Raw genomic sequence first — 19906 nt, 5'->3', positions numbered from 1 at the left:
CACTCTCCCCCCCCCCCCCCTCCCTTTTCTCTTTTCTCTTTTCTCTTTGTGCATCTTGTTGTTGGCGTGCCACACAAAAACCCCCCACTTCGACAGGGGATGGACGGGTGCGAGCAGGTGCGGGGGTCAGACGCCCACGCGCTCGAACGCGTCGAGACTGATGCCGTCGTCGAGGACGACCTTCGCCCACTCGCGCGCGGAGTGCAGCGAGTGGTCGCGGTAGTTGCCGCATTCGATCGCCGAGACGGCCGGCACGTCGGCCTCGACGGCCTCGTCGGCGATGAAGCGCAGCGCTTCGGTCAGGGCGCCGACGACGTCGGCGACGGGCGGCTCGCCCCACATCAGCAAGTGGAAGCCCGTGCGGCACCCGAACGGCGAGATGTCGATGACGCCGTCGATGCGGTCGCGCAGCAGCCCCGCGAGCATGTGCTCGAGAGTATGGATGCCGGCGGTCGGGATCTCGCCGGCATTGGGCTGCACGAACCGCACGTCGAAATTCGTGATCGTCCCGCCCGACGGGCCGTGCTCGACACCGATCCGCCGCACGTACGGCGCCTTCACGGCGGTGTGGTCCAGGGTGAAGCTCTCGATCTCGGCCATCAGGTCCTCCTTGCGGATGCGCTCGGTCCATCCCATCAGATCCTCTCCGATCCCGGTGGCTCGAGAGGCGGTGTGGGCGAAAGTCCCCACGGCGGTCAAGGGCGCCGCGTGCCAGGATGGGGGCGGGTCCGCCCGACGAGAAGACAGGAGCGACGATGACCGTGCCCGGATATCCGACCGAGGAGCCGACGCGCTCCGGTTCCGCTTCATCGCTTCTCCGCGCCGCGATCTGGGTCGCCATCGGTGCGCTCATCGCCGCCGCGATCGTGTGCGTCGTATGGATCTTCCTCGGCGAGCAGAACGGCATCGTGGGGCGCGCCTTCCTCACGATCCTGTTGCTCGTCGCCTTCGCCGGCGTCGCGATCCTCGACGCCCACCTGGCGGAGCGGCGCCCCGCGTGGTTCGCCCTGTCGAGCATGATCGGCTGGGTCGCGCTGCTCCTGGTGGGCGCGGTCATGGTCTGGATGCCCGAACGCTACGAGTACTCGGGGATCAGCCGGTTCGTGCAGTTCCTCGTCATCGTGCTCATCGTGCAACTCGCGCTGCTGCACATCCGCCTCTATATGAAGGCATCGCGGCGCTTCGTGACCGGCTTCACGCAGGTCGTCACGGTCGTCACGATCTCGCTCGTCGTCGGACTCGCGGCGCTGCTGTCCGTGCCGCTCGTGCTGTGGGAGTACGTGACGTTCACCGACCTGTACTGGCGCGTCATCGTGGCGGTCGCGATCCTCGCGGCCGTCGGCACGGCCCTCGTGCCGCTGGTCAACGTGCTCTTCGCGCCCAAGAAGGCGCCCGCGTACGACGGCTACAGCGCTCCCGCCCACCACGCGCAGCAGGTCCCGCCGGCCGTGCCCGCGCCCGTGCTCGCGCCCGCGCCCGCGCCCGTCGAGCAGCAGCACCCGCAGCAGCTGCCCTGGCCGACCTTCGTCGACGGTGTCACGCCGCTGCCGGTCATGCCCGACGGCCAGCCCGACTGGGGCGCCTACTACTCGGGCTATCCCTCGCCCGGCGCGCAGATCGTGGGTCACCCCGCGCCGGCGCCCGAGCCGGTGGCCCCGCACGCTCCGCAGACCCCGCCCCCCGGCTACGAGGGCTTCCCGCCGCCCCCGCCGCTGCCTCCGCGCGGCTGAGGCCGGCGGCATCCGTCCTCAGCGCGCGAGCAGCTCCAGGGCTGCCATCGCGGCGTTGTGGCCTGCGATGCCGCTCACGGCGCCGCCGCGTCGCGCACCCGATCCGCACAGCAGCACGGCGGGGTGAGGTGTTGCGACGCCCCAGCGCTGCGCGGGCGTGTCGAGGGGCTCGTCGTCGGCCGCCCAGGGCCAGGACAGCGAACCGTGGAAGATGTCCCCGCCCGTCATGCCGAGAGCGTCCTCGAGATCTGTCGTGGTCTTCGCCTCGACGCACGGCGTGCCGTCGGGCGCCTCGTAGACGAGGTCGGAGATCGGCTCCGCCAGCACGGAGTCCAGCGAGCGCGTCGCGGCGTCGAGAAGCTCGGCGCGCGCCGTGTCGCGATCGCCGCCCTCGATGATGCGGTGCGGCACCTGCAGGCCGAACAGCGTCAGGGTGTGCGCCCCCGATGCGCGCAGCTCGGGCCCGAGGATGCTCGGATCCGTGAGCGAGTGGCAGTAGATCTCGGCGGGGAGAGGATGGGGGATGCCGCCGCCGAGCGCCGCCGTGTGCGCGGCGTCGAGCTGACTCATCGTCTCGTTGATGTGGAAGGTGCCCGCGAACGCGGCTTCGGTCGAGACGTGCTCATCGCGCAGCCGTGGCAGGCGACGCAGCAGCATGTTGACCTTGATCTGGGCGCCCTCGGGCTGCTCCCGTGAGACGGGGAGGAACCGGTCGACGCCGCTCGCGTCGAGCAGGCCCTCGAGGACGGCGGGTCCGACGCCGCTCAGCACGAGACGGCCGCGCAGCGTCTGGCGGGATCCGCGCACGTCGACCTCGACCACGCCGTCGGGCGACACCGAGACGACCTCCGCGTTCGTGCGGATGTCGGCCCCCGCATTGCGCGCGGCGCGTTCGAGCTCGGCGCTGACGCGGCCCATCCCGCCGACCGGGACGTCCCAATCGCCCGTGCCGCCGCCGATCACGTGGTACAGGAAGCACCGGTTCTGACGCAGGCTCGTGTCGTCGGCGCTCGCGAACGTGCCGATCAGACCGTCGGTGAGGGCGATGCCGCGCACGAGGTCGGTCTCGAGCGAGTCCCGCAGCAGCGTGCCGAGCGGCGTGTCGACGAGCGCCGCCCACAGGTCGTCGTCGCCGACCAGCCGTCGCGTGTCGGCGCGACGGGCCAGGGGCTTCAACACCGTCGGGAACAAACGCCGGGCGACCGGCCCGATGCGGTTCGTCAGCGAGCCGTAGCGCTCGGCTTCGACGGCGTCGCCGGTGGCGCGCAGGAAGGATGCCACGGTCGCGCCGACGTCGGCGTTGTCGATCAGGATGCCGCGCGCGGGGTCGTCGGGCACGGGCGTGTACGACGAATAGCGACGTCGGCGCAGTTCGATCGAGAGGCCGAGGTCGTCGATGATGCGGGGCGGCAGAAGGCTCACGAGGTACGAGTAGCGGGACAGGCGCGCGTCGACGCCCTCCCATGGACGCTCCGAGACGGCAGCGCCGCCGACACCGTCGAGGCGTTCGAGCACGACGACGCTGCGACCCGCCTTCCCGAGGTAGGCGGCGGCAACGAGGGCGTTGTGGCCTCCGCCGACGATCACGACGTCGTGGGTGGAGGAGTGGACTGCATCGGCCATCCCTCCACGCTATCGGCCCGTCCGCGCCGGGTACCGTGGAGGGATGCCCTCGGTCATCGAACTCCAGGACCTCGCCGTCGCGATCGCGCAGGAAGCGGGGGAGCTCGCTCGACTGCGCCGAGCGGAGGGCGTCGCGATCGCCGCGACGAAGTCGGCGCTCGCCGACATCGTCACCCACGCCGACCACGAGGTCGAAGCGCTCATCCGCCGCCGCCTCTCCGAGGCCCGTCCCGATGACGGCTTCCTCGGGGAGGAATCCGGCGTCGAAGCCGGGACCTCGGGCATCACGTGGATCGTCGACCCGATCGACGGCACGGTCAACTACGCGTACGGCGTGCCCACCTACGCCGTCAGCATCGCCGCTGTCGCGGGTGAGCCCGACCCCGCCACATGGGACGCCCTCGCCGGCGTCGTCTACAACCCGCCCAGTCACGAGCTCTTCCGAGCCGCGCGCGGTGAGGGGGCCTGGCTCGACGGGCTCCGGCTCGCTGTGGTCAGCGAGCCGCCGACGGCGGGCGCCCTGCTCGCGACTGGCTTCGGATACAACGCCGAGACGCACGTCGGAGACCTCGCGCGCGTCGAGCGCGTCATGCCGATCGCACGCGATCTGCGCCGTGCGGGTGCCGCGGCGCTCGACTTCGCCTACGTCGCGGCGGGCCGCTACGACGGCTATTTCGAACGGGGTCTGTCGCCGTGGGACCACGCCGCGGGCGCGCTGCTCGTGCGCGAGGCGGGCGGAATCGTCGGCGGCTACGACGACGTCGACCCGTTCGGTCGGCACCTGTTCGTCGCCGCTGGACCCGCGCTGTTCGAACCGCTCCTCGAGCGCGCCCGTGGGTGATCGCTCGACACCCGGCATCCCGTTCATGGCATTCCCAGGCACCCCGGGGTAGTGTTTACCCGATCGTTACCTTCGCGCGTTCGCGTGTGGGGGTGCATGAAGCCCGTTCCGCCGCCTTTCCCCCGAGGCGACACGATCTGAAAGCCCCCGACCCTCTTGCAGCCCGACACGCCCCTGGCTCCGCCTGTGCCCACGCGCCGGTCGAACCGCTCCCCGTCGATGCCCGAATCGTCGACGAAGCCGACGACAGACGACCGTGACGAAGCGCAGCGACGATCCGTGGCAGCCGCGCGGACCGCGCTGGTCTGGGGTGCGGCGACCGTGACGACGGATGCCGCGACCGCCGGAACCGACATCGTTCCCGCGCCGGTGCTTTCAGGCGACGTCGTCGCCGTCGACCAGCCCGCCGCCCGCTCCCGCCGCGCGCTGCGTGCGGCTCGCACCGCTGTCGCGCCCGAAGTCTTCGAGCTCATCGAACCGCCCATCGTGGACGAAGCCGAGCCCGTCGAAGAGCCCGTCGTCGACGAGCCCGTGCGATCCGAATCCGTCGACGAGTTCGAAGCCGCAGCCCGGCTCTTCTCGTTCACGGACGAGACCCCGGTGATGTCTGCCCCGGAGCCTGCTGACACCGAAGCGGAGCCCGTCGCCGCGCACGTCGCGCCCCGCGGCGCCCGTCGTGGCCGCGCCGCCTTCTCGCGGGTCGCCGCCACCTCGTTCTCGTTCGGTGTCATGGGCGTGGTCGGACTGCTCACGGTCGGCCTCACGACACCCGCCGAGGCCGTCATCGCGGCGGGTGGCAGCAGCGCCGCCGCCATGTCGGTGCGGGCTCCGGTCGAACCCGCTGAGGACGAGACCATCAGCGAGATCCAGGCCTATGTCGCCCCGTCGAGCGTGCAGAACGCCGATGTGACGCGCGATGAGAGCTACTCGACGATCACGATGGCCGAGCTCGCTTACCAGTCGGGCATCACCAACATCTCGGACTTCTTCGTCAACGACGCCAACGCCGCCATCCAGTGGCCCTTCGCCGTCGGTGTGCCGATCAGCTACGGCTACGGAATGCGTTCGGGCAGGATGCACCAGGGTGTGGACTTCACCCCCGGTGCCGGTGCGCCGATCCAGGCGATCACCGACGGCACGGTGCGCGTCGCGACGAACAACGGCGGCGCCTATGGTGTGCACGTCATCATCGACCACGAGATCGACGGTCAGATGATCTCGAGCCACTACGCCCACATGATCCTCGACTCGATCCAGGTGGTTCCCGGCCAGAAGATCGAGGTCGGAACGGTGATCGGGCGCACCGGCAACACCGGCCGCTCCTTCGGCGCGCACTTGCACTTCGAGCTGCTGCTCAACGGCACGACGCACATCGATCCGCTGCCCTGGCTGCGTGAGCACGCGGGAGGCTGATCTCGATTCAGACGGATGCCGCGGCTCTGGTATTCTCGTCTAGTTGCCCGGCGACGGGTGGCACGCCCCGATAGCTCAGTGGCAGAGCACTTCCATGGTAAGGAAGGGGTCGTCAGTTCAATCCTGACTCGGGGCTCGTAGCATCCATGCTTTCGGATGCTTCGCGGCGGGGTAGCTCAGTTGGTGAGAGCGCACGACTCATAATCGTGAGGTCGCGGGTTCGAACCCCGCTCCCGCTACAGATCAAAACCCCGGATCAACCGTAGTTTTTCTGCATCTGAGCGGAGCGATTTCCCGTCCGATTTTCGCGATTTGCCCACAATTTGCCCACATTTGCCCACGGCGATGTGGGCAAACCGAGGTTCGTTCACGTCGTTTCGTGGGGTCTCGGAGCGGATGCCAACGCTGGAAAATCGGAGTCGCTGCACGCTGGCGTTGTACTGGCTGAGGCGCTCGAACCAGGGAGACTCCGACGCGCGGCCGGGACCGTCGGAGTGGACGGCTCTCGGCGCCCCTGGGTGCTCGCGGACGCGGCGATCCCTCGTCCCTCGAGGTGCGGCTCAGCAACCTTGGTTTACATGGCCAGGCGACAGTGCGGCCCGCTAGGATCTCGACCATGATGCGGTACGGGGGAGCGCTGTTCTTCGCGGTCGTCTTGATGCTCACTGGGTGCTCGCAGGCGGAAACGTCCGCGGGGAGCGAGCCTCTACTCTCCGAACCTCCGACTGAAGAGACGCTCTTCCTCCGAGGAGTGATCCTTGTCCCCGGCGGGGGGCCTAACCAAGCTCCGAGCGTTTGTGTCGCTGATAAAGGGTTCTCAGATTTCTCCGGTGGAACCCAGATCAGCGTTCTGGATGCTGAAGGAAACATAGTTGCGGTCAGTGAATTGGTCGACGGGTACAGCACCATAGGAGGCGGCTACCGCAGTGGCTGCGCATTCAAGTTCGAGATTGGCAACATCCCGGCCGGTAGAGGGTTCTATTCACTCGATGTGGGTAACGCGTTCCGCGGGATCTACACAGTGCCTGAAGGCGAAACTGGAAAATACATCTCAATCGAAATGGGATAACACTGGCCCCGCACCACACTGAAACACGATGGCGGTCGCCTACTGTAATGTATCCATCGCTCCGCCCGTGGAGGTGTCGAGCTGCGTGCAGGTCTACGGACAGCTAGATCCCGGGGCCGTACGGGTCCGTGGTCGGCCCGGTTCGGGGAGTCGCTGGGTGAATCCATCGAGCGTCGCGGAAATGCCGTTCCGCTGCGATCTCGAGGGCGTCTGAGACGGTGTCGAGGTCGTCGTCGAAGAGATCGGCGTACACGTCGAGGGTCATTGCTGCGGAGGCATGTCCCAGCATCCGTTGGATGGCTTTGACGTTCGCGCCTGCGGAGACGGACAGGCTCGCGGCGGTGTGGCGCAGGTCGTGAGGGGTGACGACCGGGAACGTGGGATCCGCTTCGATGGTGCGCGCGAGGGCGGGGTTGAACACGCGTCGTCGGAAGTTGTTGTTCCGCAGTGGCGCTCCCAGCCATGACGTGAAGACGAGCTGGTCGGGTTGTTTGCCGGCGGCGCGGGTCGCGAGCGACGCGGAGAGAAACTTCGGATACTTCACGACGCGGGGCTGATCGTTCTTTGGGCTGCCCCAGACGAGGGTGCCGCCCACTTCGCTGACGCTTTCGACGACGGTGATCCGCCGATGGGCGAGGTCAAGGTTCCGTACGCGGAGGCCGGCAAGTTCGCCCCAGCGGAGGCCTGTGTAGGAGAGCACGATGAGCAGGTCGCCCCAGGGGCCGGCTTCGGCGGCGAGCTGGTGCACTTGCTGGTGGCTGAGGTATCCGCGTTGGGTCTTCTTGATGCGGGGGAGGTTGACGTCGTCGGCGGGGTTGCGGACGATGCGCCGGTCGCGGACCGCGAAGCGCAACATGCTCCGCAGGACCTGGTAGACCTGCCGCACGGAGGAGGGGGCGAGTGTCCGGGTGAGTTCTCCGACCCAGCGTTGGATATCCGCGTGGGAGATGTCGCCGATCTGACTGTCGCCCCAGCGTGGCAGGATGTGCTTGCTCAACGAGTACTGGTATCCCGATTTCGTGGTGGGTTTCAGATTGATGAGGGAGTCCAGCCAGACCTCGGACCAGTCGCGGACGAGGATGCGTGAGTCACGGTTCGCGATGTAGTCGCCGGTGCTCTTGCGCGTCTCGACGGATGCGAGGAACTCGACGGCTTCGCGTTTGGTGGCGAAGCCGCGCTTGTCGGTCTGCTTGCCCTCGGGAGTGCGGTACCGGACACGGTAGCGCTTGCCGCTCGCAGATGAGTAGCTGTTGACGCTACCCATCCGCCTGTCGGCCGGTGAAGTACGTGAGTCCTTCGAGGTATCCCTTGTCGCGGGTGCGTTTGACCCAGTCGCCGGCGGTGCGGTGGGGGATGCCGAGCTCGATCGTCATGAGCTGCAGGGGCGGTTGGCCGGAGAGGGCTGCGGCGCCGTAGAGGAGTTGCACGACGAGGAGGCGTTCTTCGCTCCACCCGCGTCGGGTGACTTCGGTGGCCATCCAGGCCGGGATGATCTTCCCCTCCGTGCGGGTGAGATCCGCAAGGGTCAGCCATCGTGCTGCCGGGTCCCCGAGATCGTCGAGGGTGAGAGCGATGCAGCGCGGAGTCGCGGCTTGCAGGATCTGCTGCACGACGAGCTGCCGGAGGTTCCCGGGGGTGAGCTCGCGTTCGGGGTCTACCGCGCGGGTGATGACGGCGCGGATGATGTACCGGCCCTGGGTGCGGGAGTAGACCGCTTCGATGGTGGTTTCGATGCCGCCGGGGTCATCCAGGGTGGTGGCGACGAATCCTGGCGCTATGCGCAACGCGGCCCCGACGACCACGGTCGCTTCCTGTTGGGCCATGGGTTGCCCGTCGAGAGTCTTCACGTCGACCTTCACCTCCTCATCATGTCTTACCGCGTTGCCGTTCCACGTAACCTCTTGACTAGTGTCTAGTTTAGATAGACACTCATGTCAATCATCAGTTCAGATACGTAGATCGGGGTTTGAGATGAGTACTGGCAGTTCGGTGGAGTTCGTGGCAGATCTGGACTCCAAATGGCTGACCGCGGACGAGCTCGCCGCGGCTCTTCCCGGGATCACGCTGGGCAGGCTCTCGCAGTGGCGCAAAGACGGCCGCGGGCCGAACTTCCACAAGTTCGGTCGCACCGTCCTCTACTGCAGAGAGGAGGTCGATGAGTGGATCGCGGCCACCGTCCGACACTCCACCAGCGACCGCGGCCGGCGCCGGCCATGACCACCCACCCCACCGCAGCCCCACCCCACGTCGACGAGACCCACACAGGTTCGCCGGCACAGGTCGTGGTGACGGTGTACTCGGCAGGTCCCGGGTGTCGGCAGTGCGCGTTCACGTGCCGGCGGCTCGCGGAGCGGCATGTGCCGTTCGTCCTCGTCGACCTCTCGGACGAGTCCACCCCGGCGGCGCTGCGGGAGTACGTGACCGAGGAGCTCGGGTACTTCCAGGCGCCGGTCGTGGTGGTCGGGGATCACCCGCAGCATCACTGGAGCGGGTTCCGCCCCGATCTGATCGATGCTCTCGCCGGCTGGGCGGGCTCACCCATCATCCCGCACGCGCTTAGCGGAAGGACGTTGTCATGACGGAAGAACAAGCAGGTCAGGTCCTCACGCGGGTGGGGGCGTTGATGGTGATGTACGAAGCGGACATGCAGGCATTCGATCCCGACTTCGACCTCCCGTCCGAGATCGACTGGTGCCTGGAAAGCCTCACAGGCGAAGACCCGGCCGAACTCGCCCGGCTGCGGGAACTGTGCGGGCGGGCGATCCTCGACCCCACCGGACACCGCCGCCCCTTCTGCGCCGCGCTCTACATCCTCGACACGGCCGGCTGAGAACAGTGAGCGGGGAAACGGTGGCTCCGGACGAACGCGCGCCGCAGGACGCCGACGCCAGGGAGCGTGCTCTGGCCGCGAAACGCGCGTACAACGCCGCACACAAAGAGCAGCGGCGGAGGTGGGATGCGGCCAATCGGGAGAAGCTGAACGCGCAGCAGGCTGCTCGGATGCGTCGCAAGCGCGCAGCAGAAGCGAAGCACCAGGCTGACCTGGAACGCGGCCGCCGGTACCGAGAGGACAACCGAGATCGCGAACGGGAGCGTCTGCGTCGATTCCGTGAGGAACACCCCGACCGGGTGCGGGAGTACCAGGCCCGGTACAAACAGCGACACCCGGAACGGGTCGCCCTGCAGGGCAGAGAGGCGACTATGCGGTACCGGGACGCCGGCGGGGAAGCGTTCCGCGAGCGAGAGCGGCGGGCCGCGGCACGCCGCCTCGCCGCCAACCCGAACATGCACCGCGACTACTACCAGCGCAACCTCGAACACCAGCGCGAGCGTAGCCGGAACGCCGCGCGTCTGCGCAGCCGGCTGAAAGCACTCGGCCTCCCACCCCGGCACGTGCGACGCACCTACGCCAGCGACAAGCGCGCCAACGATCGCGCGGCAGACGAATTCTTCTCCCGCACCACCGCCACCAACCCCGACCTCGCGGCACGGCTGACCGCCGAGTCCCCAGAACAGGCCGCGGGGACTCGGTGGCGTGCATGGCGGAACCTGAAGGAACGTCCCGATGAGCCCACTCCGCGCAAGCTTCTCGAGCAATTCCACCGGATGTCCGCCGCCCACCGGCTTCGCGCCCACATGGACGACGAACTCCAAGCGGCGATCGCGCAGGTCGAGGCGGTCCGCGGTGCGCAGATCCGCGAAGAGGTACGCCTTGATGCCATCGCCCGAAACGGACGCCGAGGCCCCCCGATCGACATCCCCACAGAAACCGCCCGGCGTGTCCGGCTCGCCGCCGCTGGTGTCATTCATCGCCATCACCGGGCAGACGCACGTGCGGCTCGCCAGGCTCTCGTCGACGCGATGAGCGCCGTGCAGCGGGCCGAGTGGTGGCACACCGCTACCCGGCACGACATCACCGAACTCTGGCACCTCGCTCACACCCTCGGCGCCGGCAACCCCGCCGAACGTGCCCACCTCGCAGAACTCCTCCGCCGCGGCAGCCACCAACAGTACGGCCTTCCAATCCGACACATCATCGCAGGACGCGCCCCCGTCCGCCCCGGCGGGCCCGTCACCCGCGCATGGGCTGACCGCTCAAGTCCGTTCCCGACCACGGCCGCCGCCCCGCGGGCTATTGGCGAGCGCAGTAGGTGAGGCGGGAGCGTCCTCCAAACGAGTGCGGAGTGGGGAGGGTCTAGGAAGACACTGACGCGCGATCGCGATCAGCGTTCGTGCGTTTGTCAGCGGGAGAGAGTGCGCGCTCGACGGCGCCTCTACTGACACCCAGGACGCGAGCCACATGCGACATCGACCGACCGTGCGCTCGCAGCTCCCGGGCGATCGCGACTCGCTCATCCGTCATCACGGACGGCCGTCCGAGTCTGCGTCCCTCCGCGGTCGCAGCTTCCATCCCCTCACGGGTGCGGAGCCCACGAAGCCGACGCCGCAACGCCTCCAGCTCGCGGAACATCTCTGCCGACGACGCAGGTCGCTTCTCGTCGGTCGAGAGTACGGGCTCAGCAACACTCCGCACGGCGGCCCCTCGAGCATCCAGGTCTGCAATGGTGGCGACGAAATGCGGCAGCGACGGCGACAGGCGCGCCGCCTCCGAGACGATCAATACATCACCGGCCAATAGGGATCGTAAGCAGTCCTTCAAGCCGGACCGACCCGACGTGCGCGCTCCCGCACCCGCGGAGTCGGTAAAGACGACCTCCGCACCCAGGCTGCGCAAGGCCGCGGCGTCTATTTCGACGCTTGAAGTGGCGGGTAGAGCGCGTGTGTACCCGACGAGTCGTGTCATCGTGACGGCCCCGTCGACTCCGGCACAGGTGTCCGGACCACCGGGGCGGGCACCACGGGAGTGGGCACGGGCACGCTGCCTCGCAAGGCCACCAGGCGGCTGGCGACGCGGCGCTCCAGTTCCGCGGACACCCGCGAACCGGCCGGGACGGGAAGCTGTGGGATCACCTCGCTCAACGCCATCTGGTGCGCAGCCACCAGCGTCTCCAGACCCTCGGCAGGTAACGTCGGCCGCGCCTGCGCGAACTCGGACAGACGCCGCAACTCGCTCAGCCAGTGCGTCGCCTCCAACGCAGTCAAGGCTCGTGCACGTGCGCGATCAAACGCCGCACCCACCTGGTCAACGCCATCGTCACCGTCCGATTCGGAAATGGAGGCTCCGGTGTCATCGACGAGGACGAGACTGTCCACGTCGCCAGGCTCGAGTGACCGAATGAGTGTCCGGGCGGCCGACCATCCCGCATCGTGGTCGTCCACCGTGATGAGTGGCGCGGTCACCCGGACCCGTGCCGCCGAGAGGTAGGTCGACGCGACGGCGAGCAGACTGACTGGGCGAGGAGACACCACCGTCGCCACTCGCGTCTGGAAGCCCGCCTCCGCGAATCCCTGCGCAGTACCGAACGCGGCCTGCGGGTTGCTGAACCCACCCTGCACGACCAGCGGCAGGTGATGATCTCGCGCATGAGCCAGGCACATACGCAACCAGGCGGCCGCCGAAGCTTCGCTCGCAGATTCATCGAACGAGGCCAGATCCGCGGCGCTCACAACTGCCGCACGCTGCTCGCTGATGAGCCTGCTCAGCACACGCCCTGCACCGGCGCCGGGGGGATCAACGAGAAGCGTCATAGTAGGGCGCTCAGCTTCTTCCACCCCGTCGAACAGGAGCGGCGCGACCCGATCAACGAACTCGTCCCGCAGTGCCTTACTTGAGCCGACCGCGGCGTTCACGGAGAGGATTCCTTCTCCACTTCAAGGCGCAACTCGAGCGATCGGGTCACCTCGTCCACAGCCGCGCGGTCGAACCCATCAACAGCGAGTACCGCCCGCCGTAGAGCGACGACTGCGGCAGCGTCCGGCGCAATCGTTGATGAAGCGGGCTGTGAGAGTTGTGCTGCGAACGTTCTCAAAAGTGCGCGGAGTCTCTCGTAGGCGGCGGTATCCCCGTCGTGCCAGGCTGGAATCTGTCGGGCCATGATCCCCTTCCTCACGCGAGTCTACCCACCTGTTCGAAAAGGATCATGGAGCTTTTCGTGCCGTCGCGTGGTTGGAGAGCACTAGCGGCGCGACCGCAGGTCGCCGGAGCCTGCCCCTCTCGATCATGGTCGCATCGTTAGCGGTGTTGGCATCGATCACGACAGGCCATCGCCTCGACGGCCATCCTCAGCCTGCGCTTGGAGATGTCAATGTCGTTCATGCTCGCTTCGCTGCGCGTGCTCCACATTGACATCTCCCGCGCTCCGGCCGTGGCAGGCCGCCTATCGAGCCGATGACCCACCCAAGACCGCTCAGGGATCGGCTTACGGCACGGCGGTATGGTCAAGCGGATTTCCGGGTGATGCCGGCCGTAGGTGGTCATGCAGCCCTCGACTCCTACCCGGGCGTCACCGCCTTTGTCCCTCACCTGCGTTGAGCCCGCATAGGGTTGGCTACGTGGACCAGGTCATCCTCATGTGCGGTCCGGCTGGATCGGGGAAGTCGACCTACGCGCGTGGCCTGGAGGCCCGGGGCTATGTCAGGGTCTCGTTCGACGGCGAGGCGTGGGCCCTCGGGCACCGGACCCACCCGATCGGCGACGACGCGCGCCAGGTCGTCCACGGAACGCTCCAGGACAAGCTCGTCGACTGTGTGAAGCAGGGGAAGGGCGTCGTCGTGGACTCCTCGTTCTGGTCCCGTGCCTCGCGCGATGAGTTCAGGCGGCTCTGCGCCCCCCTCGGCGTCGTCCCGGTCGTCTACTACCTGGACACCAGGCGGTCGATCCTCCTGGACAGGTTGGCCCAGCGCGAGAACTCCGGCCCGGACGACATCGCTGTGTCGCGCGAGCGAGCGATCGCGTACATCGACGGGTTCGAGACGCCCACACCTGAAGAAGGCCCACTCAGGATCGTCCACGTGACAAGCCCGATGTGATCGTGGCTGCGCCCAGACCGGCGCCACGCCCACGCTGGTCGCCCTCCTGACTCGAAGGGGTATCCCCGGTGGGCGGTCTCGCAGAGACACATCACAGTCGCCGATTCTCATTGCCTGCCCCGGCTTCATTCCTCAGCTACAGCTCGCACGCCTGCGTCGGATCTGCTCATCGACCGGCGCAATTCTCGAGCCGCCGCTGCGGTCTCAAGAAACCTCTCCGTCGGCGCCGCCCATTCAAGGACCTGCCGAGGCCGTTCGTTGAGGAGCCTCTCGATGCGTTCGAGCTCGTCGTTACTCGTCGCGTTCATGTTCGTGCGCCGCGGGAGGTACTGGCGCAGGAGGCGGTTAGTGTTCTCGTTGGTGCCGCGCTGCCACGGGCTGCGGGGGTCGCAGAAGTAGACCGGGGCGTCGATGAGTGCGCTGAGGAAGGCGTGGTCGGCCATCTCGCGGCCGCGGTCCCAGGTCAGGGACTTGCACATGCCGGGTGGGACGTTGAACAGGGCGCGGGCGACCGCGATGCTGACGTCCTTGGCCTTGATCCCGTCGGGCAGCGGCACGATCTTCAGGTAGCGGGTGGTGCGCTCGACGAGGGTCGCGACCGCGCTCGGGCGCTTGCCCATGACGAGGTCACCTTCCCAATGACCCGGCTCGAGCCGGTCGGTCACGGTGGCGGGGCGGTGGTGGATGGAGACCATGTCGCGCAGATGCCCTCGCCCGTGCGATCGCTTCACGAGCCGGGGCCGGCGCATCGTGCGACCGGACCGCAGCCGCTGGTACGTGCTCTTCGGCAGGTTCCGCGATGCCGGCAGATAGACAGCGCAGTAGATCGTCTCGTGCGAGACCCACATGCCCGGCTCGTGGGGATGTTCGCGGCGCAGCCACGCCGCGATCTGCTGCGGGGACCAGTCCAGCTCGAGCCGCGAGAGCACCACCGCCCGTAGCCGCTCGTCGCTCGCGAGACGCGGCACCCGCGACCGCCGGGCTTCGACGCGGGCACGCTCATCGGCGACCGTCGCACGGTAGGCGTCACGGCCGCCGTTGCGGGCGATCTCGCGCGAGACCGTCGACGCCGACCGCCCCAACCCTTCGGCGATCGCCCGGGCAGAAAGACCAGCAGCGATCCCACGCGAGATCTCTTCCCGCTCACCTGGACTCAGATGCCGTGGGGAGCGTCTCGGCAACGCGGGTCGCACCCCACCATGACGCAGCAAGTACCGGCGCACGTGATGCGACGGGACGCCGGCCCGATCGGCGATCCGCCGCAGTGACTCGCCCTCGCCCCATGCCTGCCACACGACGTCCTGTACTGCCGCTGGCAGCGACGTCACCACACTCATCCCAGCCTCCACGACAACGCATCATCTACCCTCGTGGTGCGTTGGTGGGTTGAGACCGCCATCGTTTTCGGTGGATCGGTCGGCGTCGACGACGAGGTGTGTGGAGTTTGACGCTTTGTGGCGGCGTTCTATGATCGCACGGTGTCGCAGACAGGGCACAGTGTTGGCCTGCCCGAGGAACCATGCGGCCTTGCCGACACTCTGACACGAGGCCCAGTCGAGGTCCTCGACATCCGTGATCGTCAGACCTACCAGCGTGAGGGGCGGGAGCGTGAAGACATCGGCCGGTCGAGACCGGCCGATGTCTTCACGCGGCGGCGGGGCGCGCTGCCCGGGGTGGACCAAGACGATCCTCGTCCGCAACATCCTTACGGAGCGGTGACACAAGTAGACGTCAGTTGGCGTGCTCGTCCGGCGCGCTGTCCTCGGGCTGGACGGTCCATGCGGGAGGCTCGTCCTTACCGGTCGCTTCGTCTTGTTCTGCCTTGTCGCTGGTTCCCTGGGTGATGCCAGGTGCGTGGTGCACCGGGGCATAAATCGCGTAGAGGCGCAGCGGTTCGTCGCCAGTGTTGATCACGTCATGCCAGGTGCCGGCGGGGACCTGGACAGACCACCCATCCGAGACGTTTTGCTCGAAGTCGAGCCGGTCCTTGGCCGGGCCCATGACGGCCCTGCCCTGTCCGGCATCGAGGCGCAGGAACTGATCGGTGTTCTGGTGGACCTCCAGGCCGATGGACTCCCCGACCGGGATAGACATCAGCGTGACCTGCAAATACTTCCCGGTCCACGCCACGCTGCGGTAGTTCTCGTTCCGCCGGGTGGCCTCTTCGATGTCGAACGCGTTCGGGCGGGGCCCGATGTCGTTGATGGTCATTGTGTTCTCCTTTCGTGCTCGGACTTCGAGTCCAAGTCAGCATCATCTTTCGGGGGGAGTCAAGGGTGGGTGGGTTTCGGCGAACCTCGTGGAGGCGAGGAGAGCGAGTACGACGCCGGCCCCAGCGACGACGAGGACGCCGCTTAGTCCGGCTGCAGTGGCGCCCATGGTGGCGACCAGGGCACCGGCGAGCCCGGTGCCGATGGCGATGCCGGCCTGGTTGCCGAGCTCCATCTGCGATGAGGCGCGCCCGACCGTGCCAGCGGCATCATCGAGGACGGCGATGGAGTTGATCGTGAAACCGAGACCGGCGCCGAGCCCGGCGATGATCCAGCCCACGGCGGCGACGGGGACGGGGACGGTGGTGAGGATCACGGCACCGATCACCGTCAAACCCGCGATGACGAGAATCGCTCCGAGGCGCGCGATGCCCCCCCTTGGTCATGCCCCACTTCAGGAGCCGGGCGGGGGCATAGGCGCCGGCGGTCCACCCGATGATGCCTGCGGTCAGGACGATCCCGGCGAGTGTAGCGCTGATCCCTCGCACGCTGGTAAGGGCGAGCGGAATGAACAGGTCTGCGGTGAAGAACGCCATGGACAAGGCGGCTGCGAACACCACATTCGCCGGGAGCCCTCGACGCGCGGTGAGCGTCCCGGCAGGCAGAACCCGCCGGACGTGCGTGCGCGCCCTGACCTCGAGCTCGCGGAGGTTGCGGCTGACGCGTTCGATACGTAATTCAGTACAGGCGTATCGAGGTGGCTGCACCACTGGGCGCCGATTTGTGGGCGCGAAAAAGCCCCCCGACGCAGGTCGCGTCGAGGGGCAGGTGAGTACGATCCGGTCGTGACTTCGTCTGATCTTCACGAGGCCTTTCCGACTGCTCGGTCTGCGGGCTGAGCTGCCGATACCGGAGGGCGCCCGGGAGGGTCACACGCCGACGCGCGGCGGGTGGTGAGACGGTCAGTGATGACTCAGTTGTAAAGCATGCCGCCGTCGACGAGAAGCACCTGGCCGGTGACGTAGTCCGAGTCGGGGCCGGCGAAGAACGACACGACCTTCGCGACGTCCTCGGGGGTCTCGATGCGGCCGAGCGCGATGCCCTCCACGTTTTCCTTGAGGTTCTGGCCGAGTGGCTTGCCGTTGATCTTGCTGAGCTCGGCGTCGATGAGTTCCCACATGCCGGTGCCGACGATGCCGGGCGCGTAGGCGTTCACCGTGATGCCCTTCGGAGCGAGCTCCTGCGCGGCCGCCTGGGTGAACCCGCGAACGGCGAACTTCGAGGCCGAGTACGCGCTGAGAATGGGGAACCCCTGGATCGCCGCGATGGATGCCGCGGAGATGATCTTTCCACCGTGACCGAGCTGTTCGAACTTCGCTGCGGCTGCCTGGATGCCCCAGACCACACTGTCGACGTTGATCCGGAAGATCTGATCGAGCTCTTCGGCGGTGATCTCGAGGAGGGGCTTGATCTGAGCGATGCCGGCGTTGTTGACGATCACATCGAACCCGCCGAGCTGGTCGGCGGCGGCGTCGACAGCGGCAAAGACCTGGTCGCGCTTCGACACGTCTGCAGCGACGAAGATCGCCTTTCGGCCCAGCTGCTCGATCTCGGCGACGACCGAATCACCCTTCTCGCGCTGCGGCTCGATGTCCGCGACGGCGATGTCGAAGCCGTCGGCGGCGAGACGAAGTGCGATGCCTCGCCCGATCCCCTGCCCGGCTCCGGTGACCAATGCGACCTTATCCTGAATAGCCATTCTCGTACTCCTTCTCAAACGCGAACGGACGCCCAGCAGATTCGATGTTCGCGGGCCTGGCGCGTCGTACAGTGCAGGGCCAGCAGAAGTGGCTGCCCGTCTCCCACTTCAACATGGCGAATCGATTTGTATTCCCTGGCGCTCCTGACGTGCCAGGGTCACGCCATGAACGGCATGAGTTCGGGAGGCATGGTCACAAAGGGCCGCATCATATCGCGATCCTCGTGCTCGAGGATGTGGCAGTGGTACATGTAGCGGCCGCTGTAGGCGTGGAACCGGACGGCGATCTCGACGATTTCGTGGGGGTTGACGCGGACTGTGTCTTTGAGCCCGCGCTCGTTGGCGTCGATGACGTGGTCGAGCTCGTCGTCGGGGTCGCGACCGAGAGTGATCCGCGCGCTGAGGTCGAGATCGCCGATGCCGTCGTCGGGGATCTCCCAGCCGATGGGCCGGCGCGCGAGGACCTGGAAGGGATCGAGGTGGATGTGGATGGGGTGCGTGTCATCGGTGAGGTTGATGAGCTGCCAGATCTCGTACTGGCCGAGCATCGGGAAGAACGTGGCGGTGTCCTCGAAGTGGGCGGCAACCGCGCGGTAGCGCGTCGTGTGGTCGCCGTCGGTGAGGGTGATCAGCGGACCGGTCGTCTCGTCCTCGTCGTCGACAACGGCGAGCTCACGCATGGTCAGCATGTTGGGTACGTCCTCGAACTCGCGCTCGACAAGCGCGATGGCACGCCGCGGCGCCGCGTCCAGCTCCTCGGGTTTTGGCAGGGCGAAGTCGGTCGCCAGTTCGCGGGGCACCGGACGGTGCGCGACCGGGCCCGGGACGACACGGAAACGCATGACCTGGGGGTACGGCAGCAGCGCGTCGAGATCCGCGGCATCGGCGGCATCAGCGGCGGGAAAGGGCGCGCCATCGAACGGAGCGCCGGCGGTGTTGTAGAGCGTGAGCTCGGTGCCCGGTTGGAGGTCCGAGAAGTCGACGAGCAGGTCGGCGCGCTCGGCTGAGGCGAGGACCAGCCCGTCGGGTGGCAGCGCGACGGGCTCGCGGAGTAGGCCCGAGTCGGTGCCGATCTGAGTGATGCGATCGAATTCGGGCACGCCGTCTCGCAGCAGCACGAGCCGGAAGGTGCGGGCGTTGGAGCCGTTGAGCACGCGGAAGCGGTACGTGGCGGGCTGGACGTCGAGGATAGGCCAGACTTTGCCGTTGACGACCGTGAACGGCGCGAAGGCCTCCATCACCCCAGGGTCGGTCTTGTGCACCAGCTGGCCGGTCAGCCGACCGCCCTCGTCGAGTCCGAAGTTACGGTCCTGCAGCAGCAGCGGCACCTCGTACGGTGGTCCCTCGGGCAGCCCGAGGTCACGTTCGCGCTGGTCGCGGATGATCCACAGTCCCGCCAGCCCGGCGTATACGTCGAACCGAGTGACGCCCATCACGTGGTCGTGGTACCAGAGCAGCGTCGCGCGTTGGTCCATCGGGTAGTCAAATACGGCGAGCTGGCCGGGTGCGAAGAGGTTCTCGGTCCAGCCGTCGTACACGGCCGGTGTCAGGCCACCGTGCAGGTGCACGACCGAGTGTCCCGTCAGCGCCGCGGCGTGCGGGTCCGGCGTGCCGCCGCTCAGACCGGGACTGCACTGCACAGGCACACCGTCGGCGTCGACCTCGTCGCCGGCCATCGTTACGATGACGGGCAGCCCGCCGTCAAGCTCGTTGCGCCACTCGACGCGGACCGGGTGGCCGCGCTCAGCCTCGATCGTCGGGCCTGGGAGCGTGCCGTCGTAGCCCCACACACGCGACCGGGGCAGATCGCGATGGAAGCTGTGTGAGCCGGTACGGATCCGCACCGTCAGACGGCCGTTGTGATCGCGCGCGAGCAGGCGCTCGGGCAACGGCAGAACGTCGACGAACGGCGTCAGAGGCATGCGCTGCGCGGCGGCCATGCGCTACACGCTACCAGCCCGCCCGACGTGTCGTGGGACTATGCGCACACGGGCATAACGGATCCGCTTGCGGGCATCGCGCCGAGGGTCTGACTCGGGCGGAATGCCGAGCGTTCGCTCGGGGCCCTGTGGGCACAGCTTCCAGCGACCCACCTCGCCGTCTGGCTACGAGACGAGACGACGTTGGACGACTGCCAGTCGCGCGACCTGAAGTCGGCGACAAGTCGCCCCTAAGCCAGTCGAATCTTGCTTGCCGTTGAGCTGCGACCCCAAGCGCTTCGTCACACAGATGGGATTGCTGCACGGTGAGGTGACAGTTCCTAGTCACGCCGCCAGTGCGACGGTCGTGTTCATGATGGTCTCGAACTCGATGGGGGTCAACCGTCCCAGT

At 67.6% G+C, this 19906-nt stretch carries 20 protein-coding genes and 2 tRNA genes; 11 read left to right on the top strand and 11 right to left on the bottom strand.

Annotated features, from left to right (window positions below; genetic code table 11):
- Window positions 1-126: 126 nt before the first annotated feature.
- A complete protein-coding gene (locus tag ACWICD_RS10540; protein WP_376125074.1) occupies window positions 127-636 on the bottom strand; it encodes an S-ribosylhomocysteine lyase in 510 nt (169 codons plus the stop codon).
- Window positions 637-755: 119 nt separating this feature from the next.
- Between ACWICD_RS10540 and ACWICD_RS10535 the strand changes: the two genes are divergently transcribed.
- Window positions 756-1730 (top strand): hypothetical protein, encoded by a 975-nt coding sequence (locus ACWICD_RS10535; RefSeq protein WP_376125077.1) that lies wholly within the window; start codon window positions 756-758, stop codon window positions 1728-1730.
- Window positions 1731-1748: 18 nt separating this feature from the next.
- Here the strand turns inward: ACWICD_RS10535 and ACWICD_RS10530 are convergent, their stop codons facing one another.
- Window positions 1749-3353: a phytoene desaturase family protein gene (locus tag ACWICD_RS10530; RefSeq protein WP_454140108.1), complete on the bottom strand. Its 1605-nt coding sequence runs from the start codon at window positions 3351-3353 to the stop codon at window positions 1749-1751.
- 43 nt (window positions 3354-3396) lie between these two features.
- Between ACWICD_RS10530 and ACWICD_RS10525 the strand changes: the two genes are divergently transcribed.
- The 5 genes from ACWICD_RS10525 to ACWICD_RS10505 all read left to right on the top strand — a co-directional run bounded on the left by ACWICD_RS10525 (window position 3397) and on the right by ACWICD_RS10505 (window position 6676).
- Entirely contained in the window at window positions 3397-4194 is a 798-nt protein-coding gene (locus ACWICD_RS10525; RefSeq protein ID WP_454140107.1) for an inositol monophosphatase family protein, read from the top strand.
- Between the two features lie 279 nt (window positions 4195-4473).
- The gene (locus ACWICD_RS10520) at window positions 4474-5607 is read left to right on the top strand and encodes a M23 family metallopeptidase (RefSeq protein WP_376125084.1); all 1134 of its coding nucleotides are present in this window, start codon (window positions 4474-4476) and stop codon (window positions 5605-5607) included.
- 64 nt (window positions 5608-5671) lie between these two features.
- Window positions 5672-5743: transfer RNA gene (locus tag ACWICD_RS10515), tRNA-Thr, on the top strand.
- 29 nt (window positions 5744-5772) lie between these two features.
- A tRNA-Met gene (locus ACWICD_RS10510) sits at window positions 5773-5846 on the top strand.
- 377 nt (window positions 5847-6223) lie between these two features.
- Window positions 6224-6676, top strand: coding sequence for a hypothetical protein (locus ACWICD_RS10505; protein WP_376125087.1), 453 nt, complete (start codon window positions 6224-6226; stop codon window positions 6674-6676).
- 103 nt (window positions 6677-6779) lie between these two features.
- Here ACWICD_RS10505 and ACWICD_RS10500 read toward each other — a convergent pair whose 3' ends face one another.
- Window positions 6780-7940, bottom strand: coding sequence for a site-specific integrase (locus ACWICD_RS10500; RefSeq protein WP_376125089.1), 1161 nt, complete (start codon window positions 7938-7940; stop codon window positions 6780-6782).
- A complete protein-coding gene (locus tag ACWICD_RS10495; RefSeq protein WP_454136463.1) occupies window positions 7933-8499 on the bottom strand; it encodes a hypothetical protein in 567 nt (188 codons plus the stop codon). Before ACWICD_RS10495 ends, ACWICD_RS10500 begins: the two co-directional genes overlap by 8 nt.
- Before the next feature lie 148 nt (window positions 8500-8647).
- Here ACWICD_RS10495 and ACWICD_RS10490 point away from each other — a divergent pair, with 148 nt between their 5' ends.
- From ACWICD_RS10490 to ACWICD_RS10475, 4 genes are read left to right on the top strand one after another with little or no spacing between them, the layout of a single operon-like run.
- Entirely contained in the window at window positions 8648-8893 is a 246-nt protein-coding gene (locus tag ACWICD_RS10490; RefSeq protein WP_376125094.1) for a helix-turn-helix transcriptional regulator, read from the top strand.
- Window positions 8890-9255 carry a glutaredoxin family protein gene (locus tag ACWICD_RS10485; protein WP_454140106.1) on the top strand — a complete coding sequence of 122 codons (366 nt, stop codon included), beginning with the start codon at window positions 8890-8892 and terminating at the stop codon, window positions 9253-9255. Before ACWICD_RS10490 ends, ACWICD_RS10485 begins: the two co-directional genes overlap by 4 nt.
- Window positions 9252-9506, top strand: coding sequence for a hypothetical protein (locus ACWICD_RS10480; RefSeq protein WP_376125100.1), 255 nt, complete (start codon window positions 9252-9254; stop codon window positions 9504-9506). Before ACWICD_RS10485 ends, ACWICD_RS10480 begins: the two co-directional genes overlap by 4 nt.
- A gap of 20 nt (window positions 9507-9526) precedes the next feature.
- Entirely contained in the window at window positions 9527-10831 is a 1305-nt protein-coding gene (locus ACWICD_RS10475) for a hypothetical protein (protein ID WP_454140105.1), read from the top strand.
- A gap of 40 nt (window positions 10832-10871) precedes the next feature.
- Here ACWICD_RS10475 and ACWICD_RS10470 read toward each other — a convergent pair whose 3' ends face one another.
- On the bottom strand, window positions 10872-11480 hold the full coding sequence (locus ACWICD_RS10470) for a recombinase family protein (protein ID WP_376125106.1): 609 nt from the start codon (window positions 11478-11480) through the stop codon (window positions 10872-10874).
- Window positions 11477-12427: a zeta toxin family protein gene (locus ACWICD_RS10465; RefSeq protein ID WP_454140104.1), complete on the bottom strand. Its 951-nt coding sequence runs from the start codon at window positions 12425-12427 to the stop codon at window positions 11477-11479. Before ACWICD_RS10465 ends, ACWICD_RS10470 begins: the two co-directional genes overlap by 4 nt.
- Window positions 12428-13129: 702 nt before the next feature.
- Between ACWICD_RS10465 and ACWICD_RS10460 the strand changes: the two genes are divergently transcribed.
- Entirely contained in the window at window positions 13130-13606 is a 477-nt protein-coding gene (locus tag ACWICD_RS10460) for an AAA family ATPase (protein WP_376125112.1), read from the top strand.
- A 125-nt stretch (window positions 13607-13731) separates the two neighbouring features.
- Here the strand turns inward: ACWICD_RS10460 and ACWICD_RS10455 are convergent, their stop codons facing one another.
- The 5 genes from ACWICD_RS10455 to ACWICD_RS10435 form a co-directional block, all read right to left on the bottom strand.
- The gene (locus ACWICD_RS10455) at window positions 13732-14934 is read right to left on the bottom strand and encodes an IS30 family transposase (RefSeq protein WP_454136459.1); all 1203 of its coding nucleotides are present in this window, start codon (window positions 14932-14934) and stop codon (window positions 13732-13734) included.
- Between the two features lie 403 nt (window positions 14935-15337).
- The gene (locus ACWICD_RS10450) at window positions 15338-15817 is read right to left on the bottom strand and encodes a cupin domain-containing protein (RefSeq protein WP_079113303.1); all 480 of its coding nucleotides are present in this window, start codon (window positions 15815-15817) and stop codon (window positions 15338-15340) included.
- A gap of 42 nt (window positions 15818-15859) precedes the next feature.
- On the bottom strand, window positions 15860-16192 hold the full coding sequence (locus ACWICD_RS10445) for a hypothetical protein (RefSeq protein ID WP_140403531.1): 333 nt from the start codon (window positions 16190-16192) through the stop codon (window positions 15860-15862).
- A 597-nt stretch (window positions 16193-16789) separates the two neighbouring features.
- The gene (locus ACWICD_RS10440; protein WP_376129034.1) at window positions 16790-17575 is read right to left on the bottom strand and encodes an acetoin reductase; all 786 of its coding nucleotides are present in this window, start codon (window positions 17573-17575) and stop codon (window positions 16790-16792) included.
- Between the two features lie 158 nt (window positions 17576-17733).
- On the bottom strand, window positions 17734-19515 hold the full coding sequence (locus ACWICD_RS10435) for a multicopper oxidase family protein (protein ID WP_054682937.1): 1782 nt from the start codon (window positions 19513-19515) through the stop codon (window positions 17734-17736).
- Window positions 19516-19906 lie beyond the last annotated feature (391 nt).

The sequence above is a fragment of the Microbacterium sp. NPDC055357 genome (genome assembly GCF_053644835.1).
The sequence above is the reverse complement of the archived record's forward strand: the minus strand, read 5'-3'. Positions and strand labels throughout refer to the sequence as shown.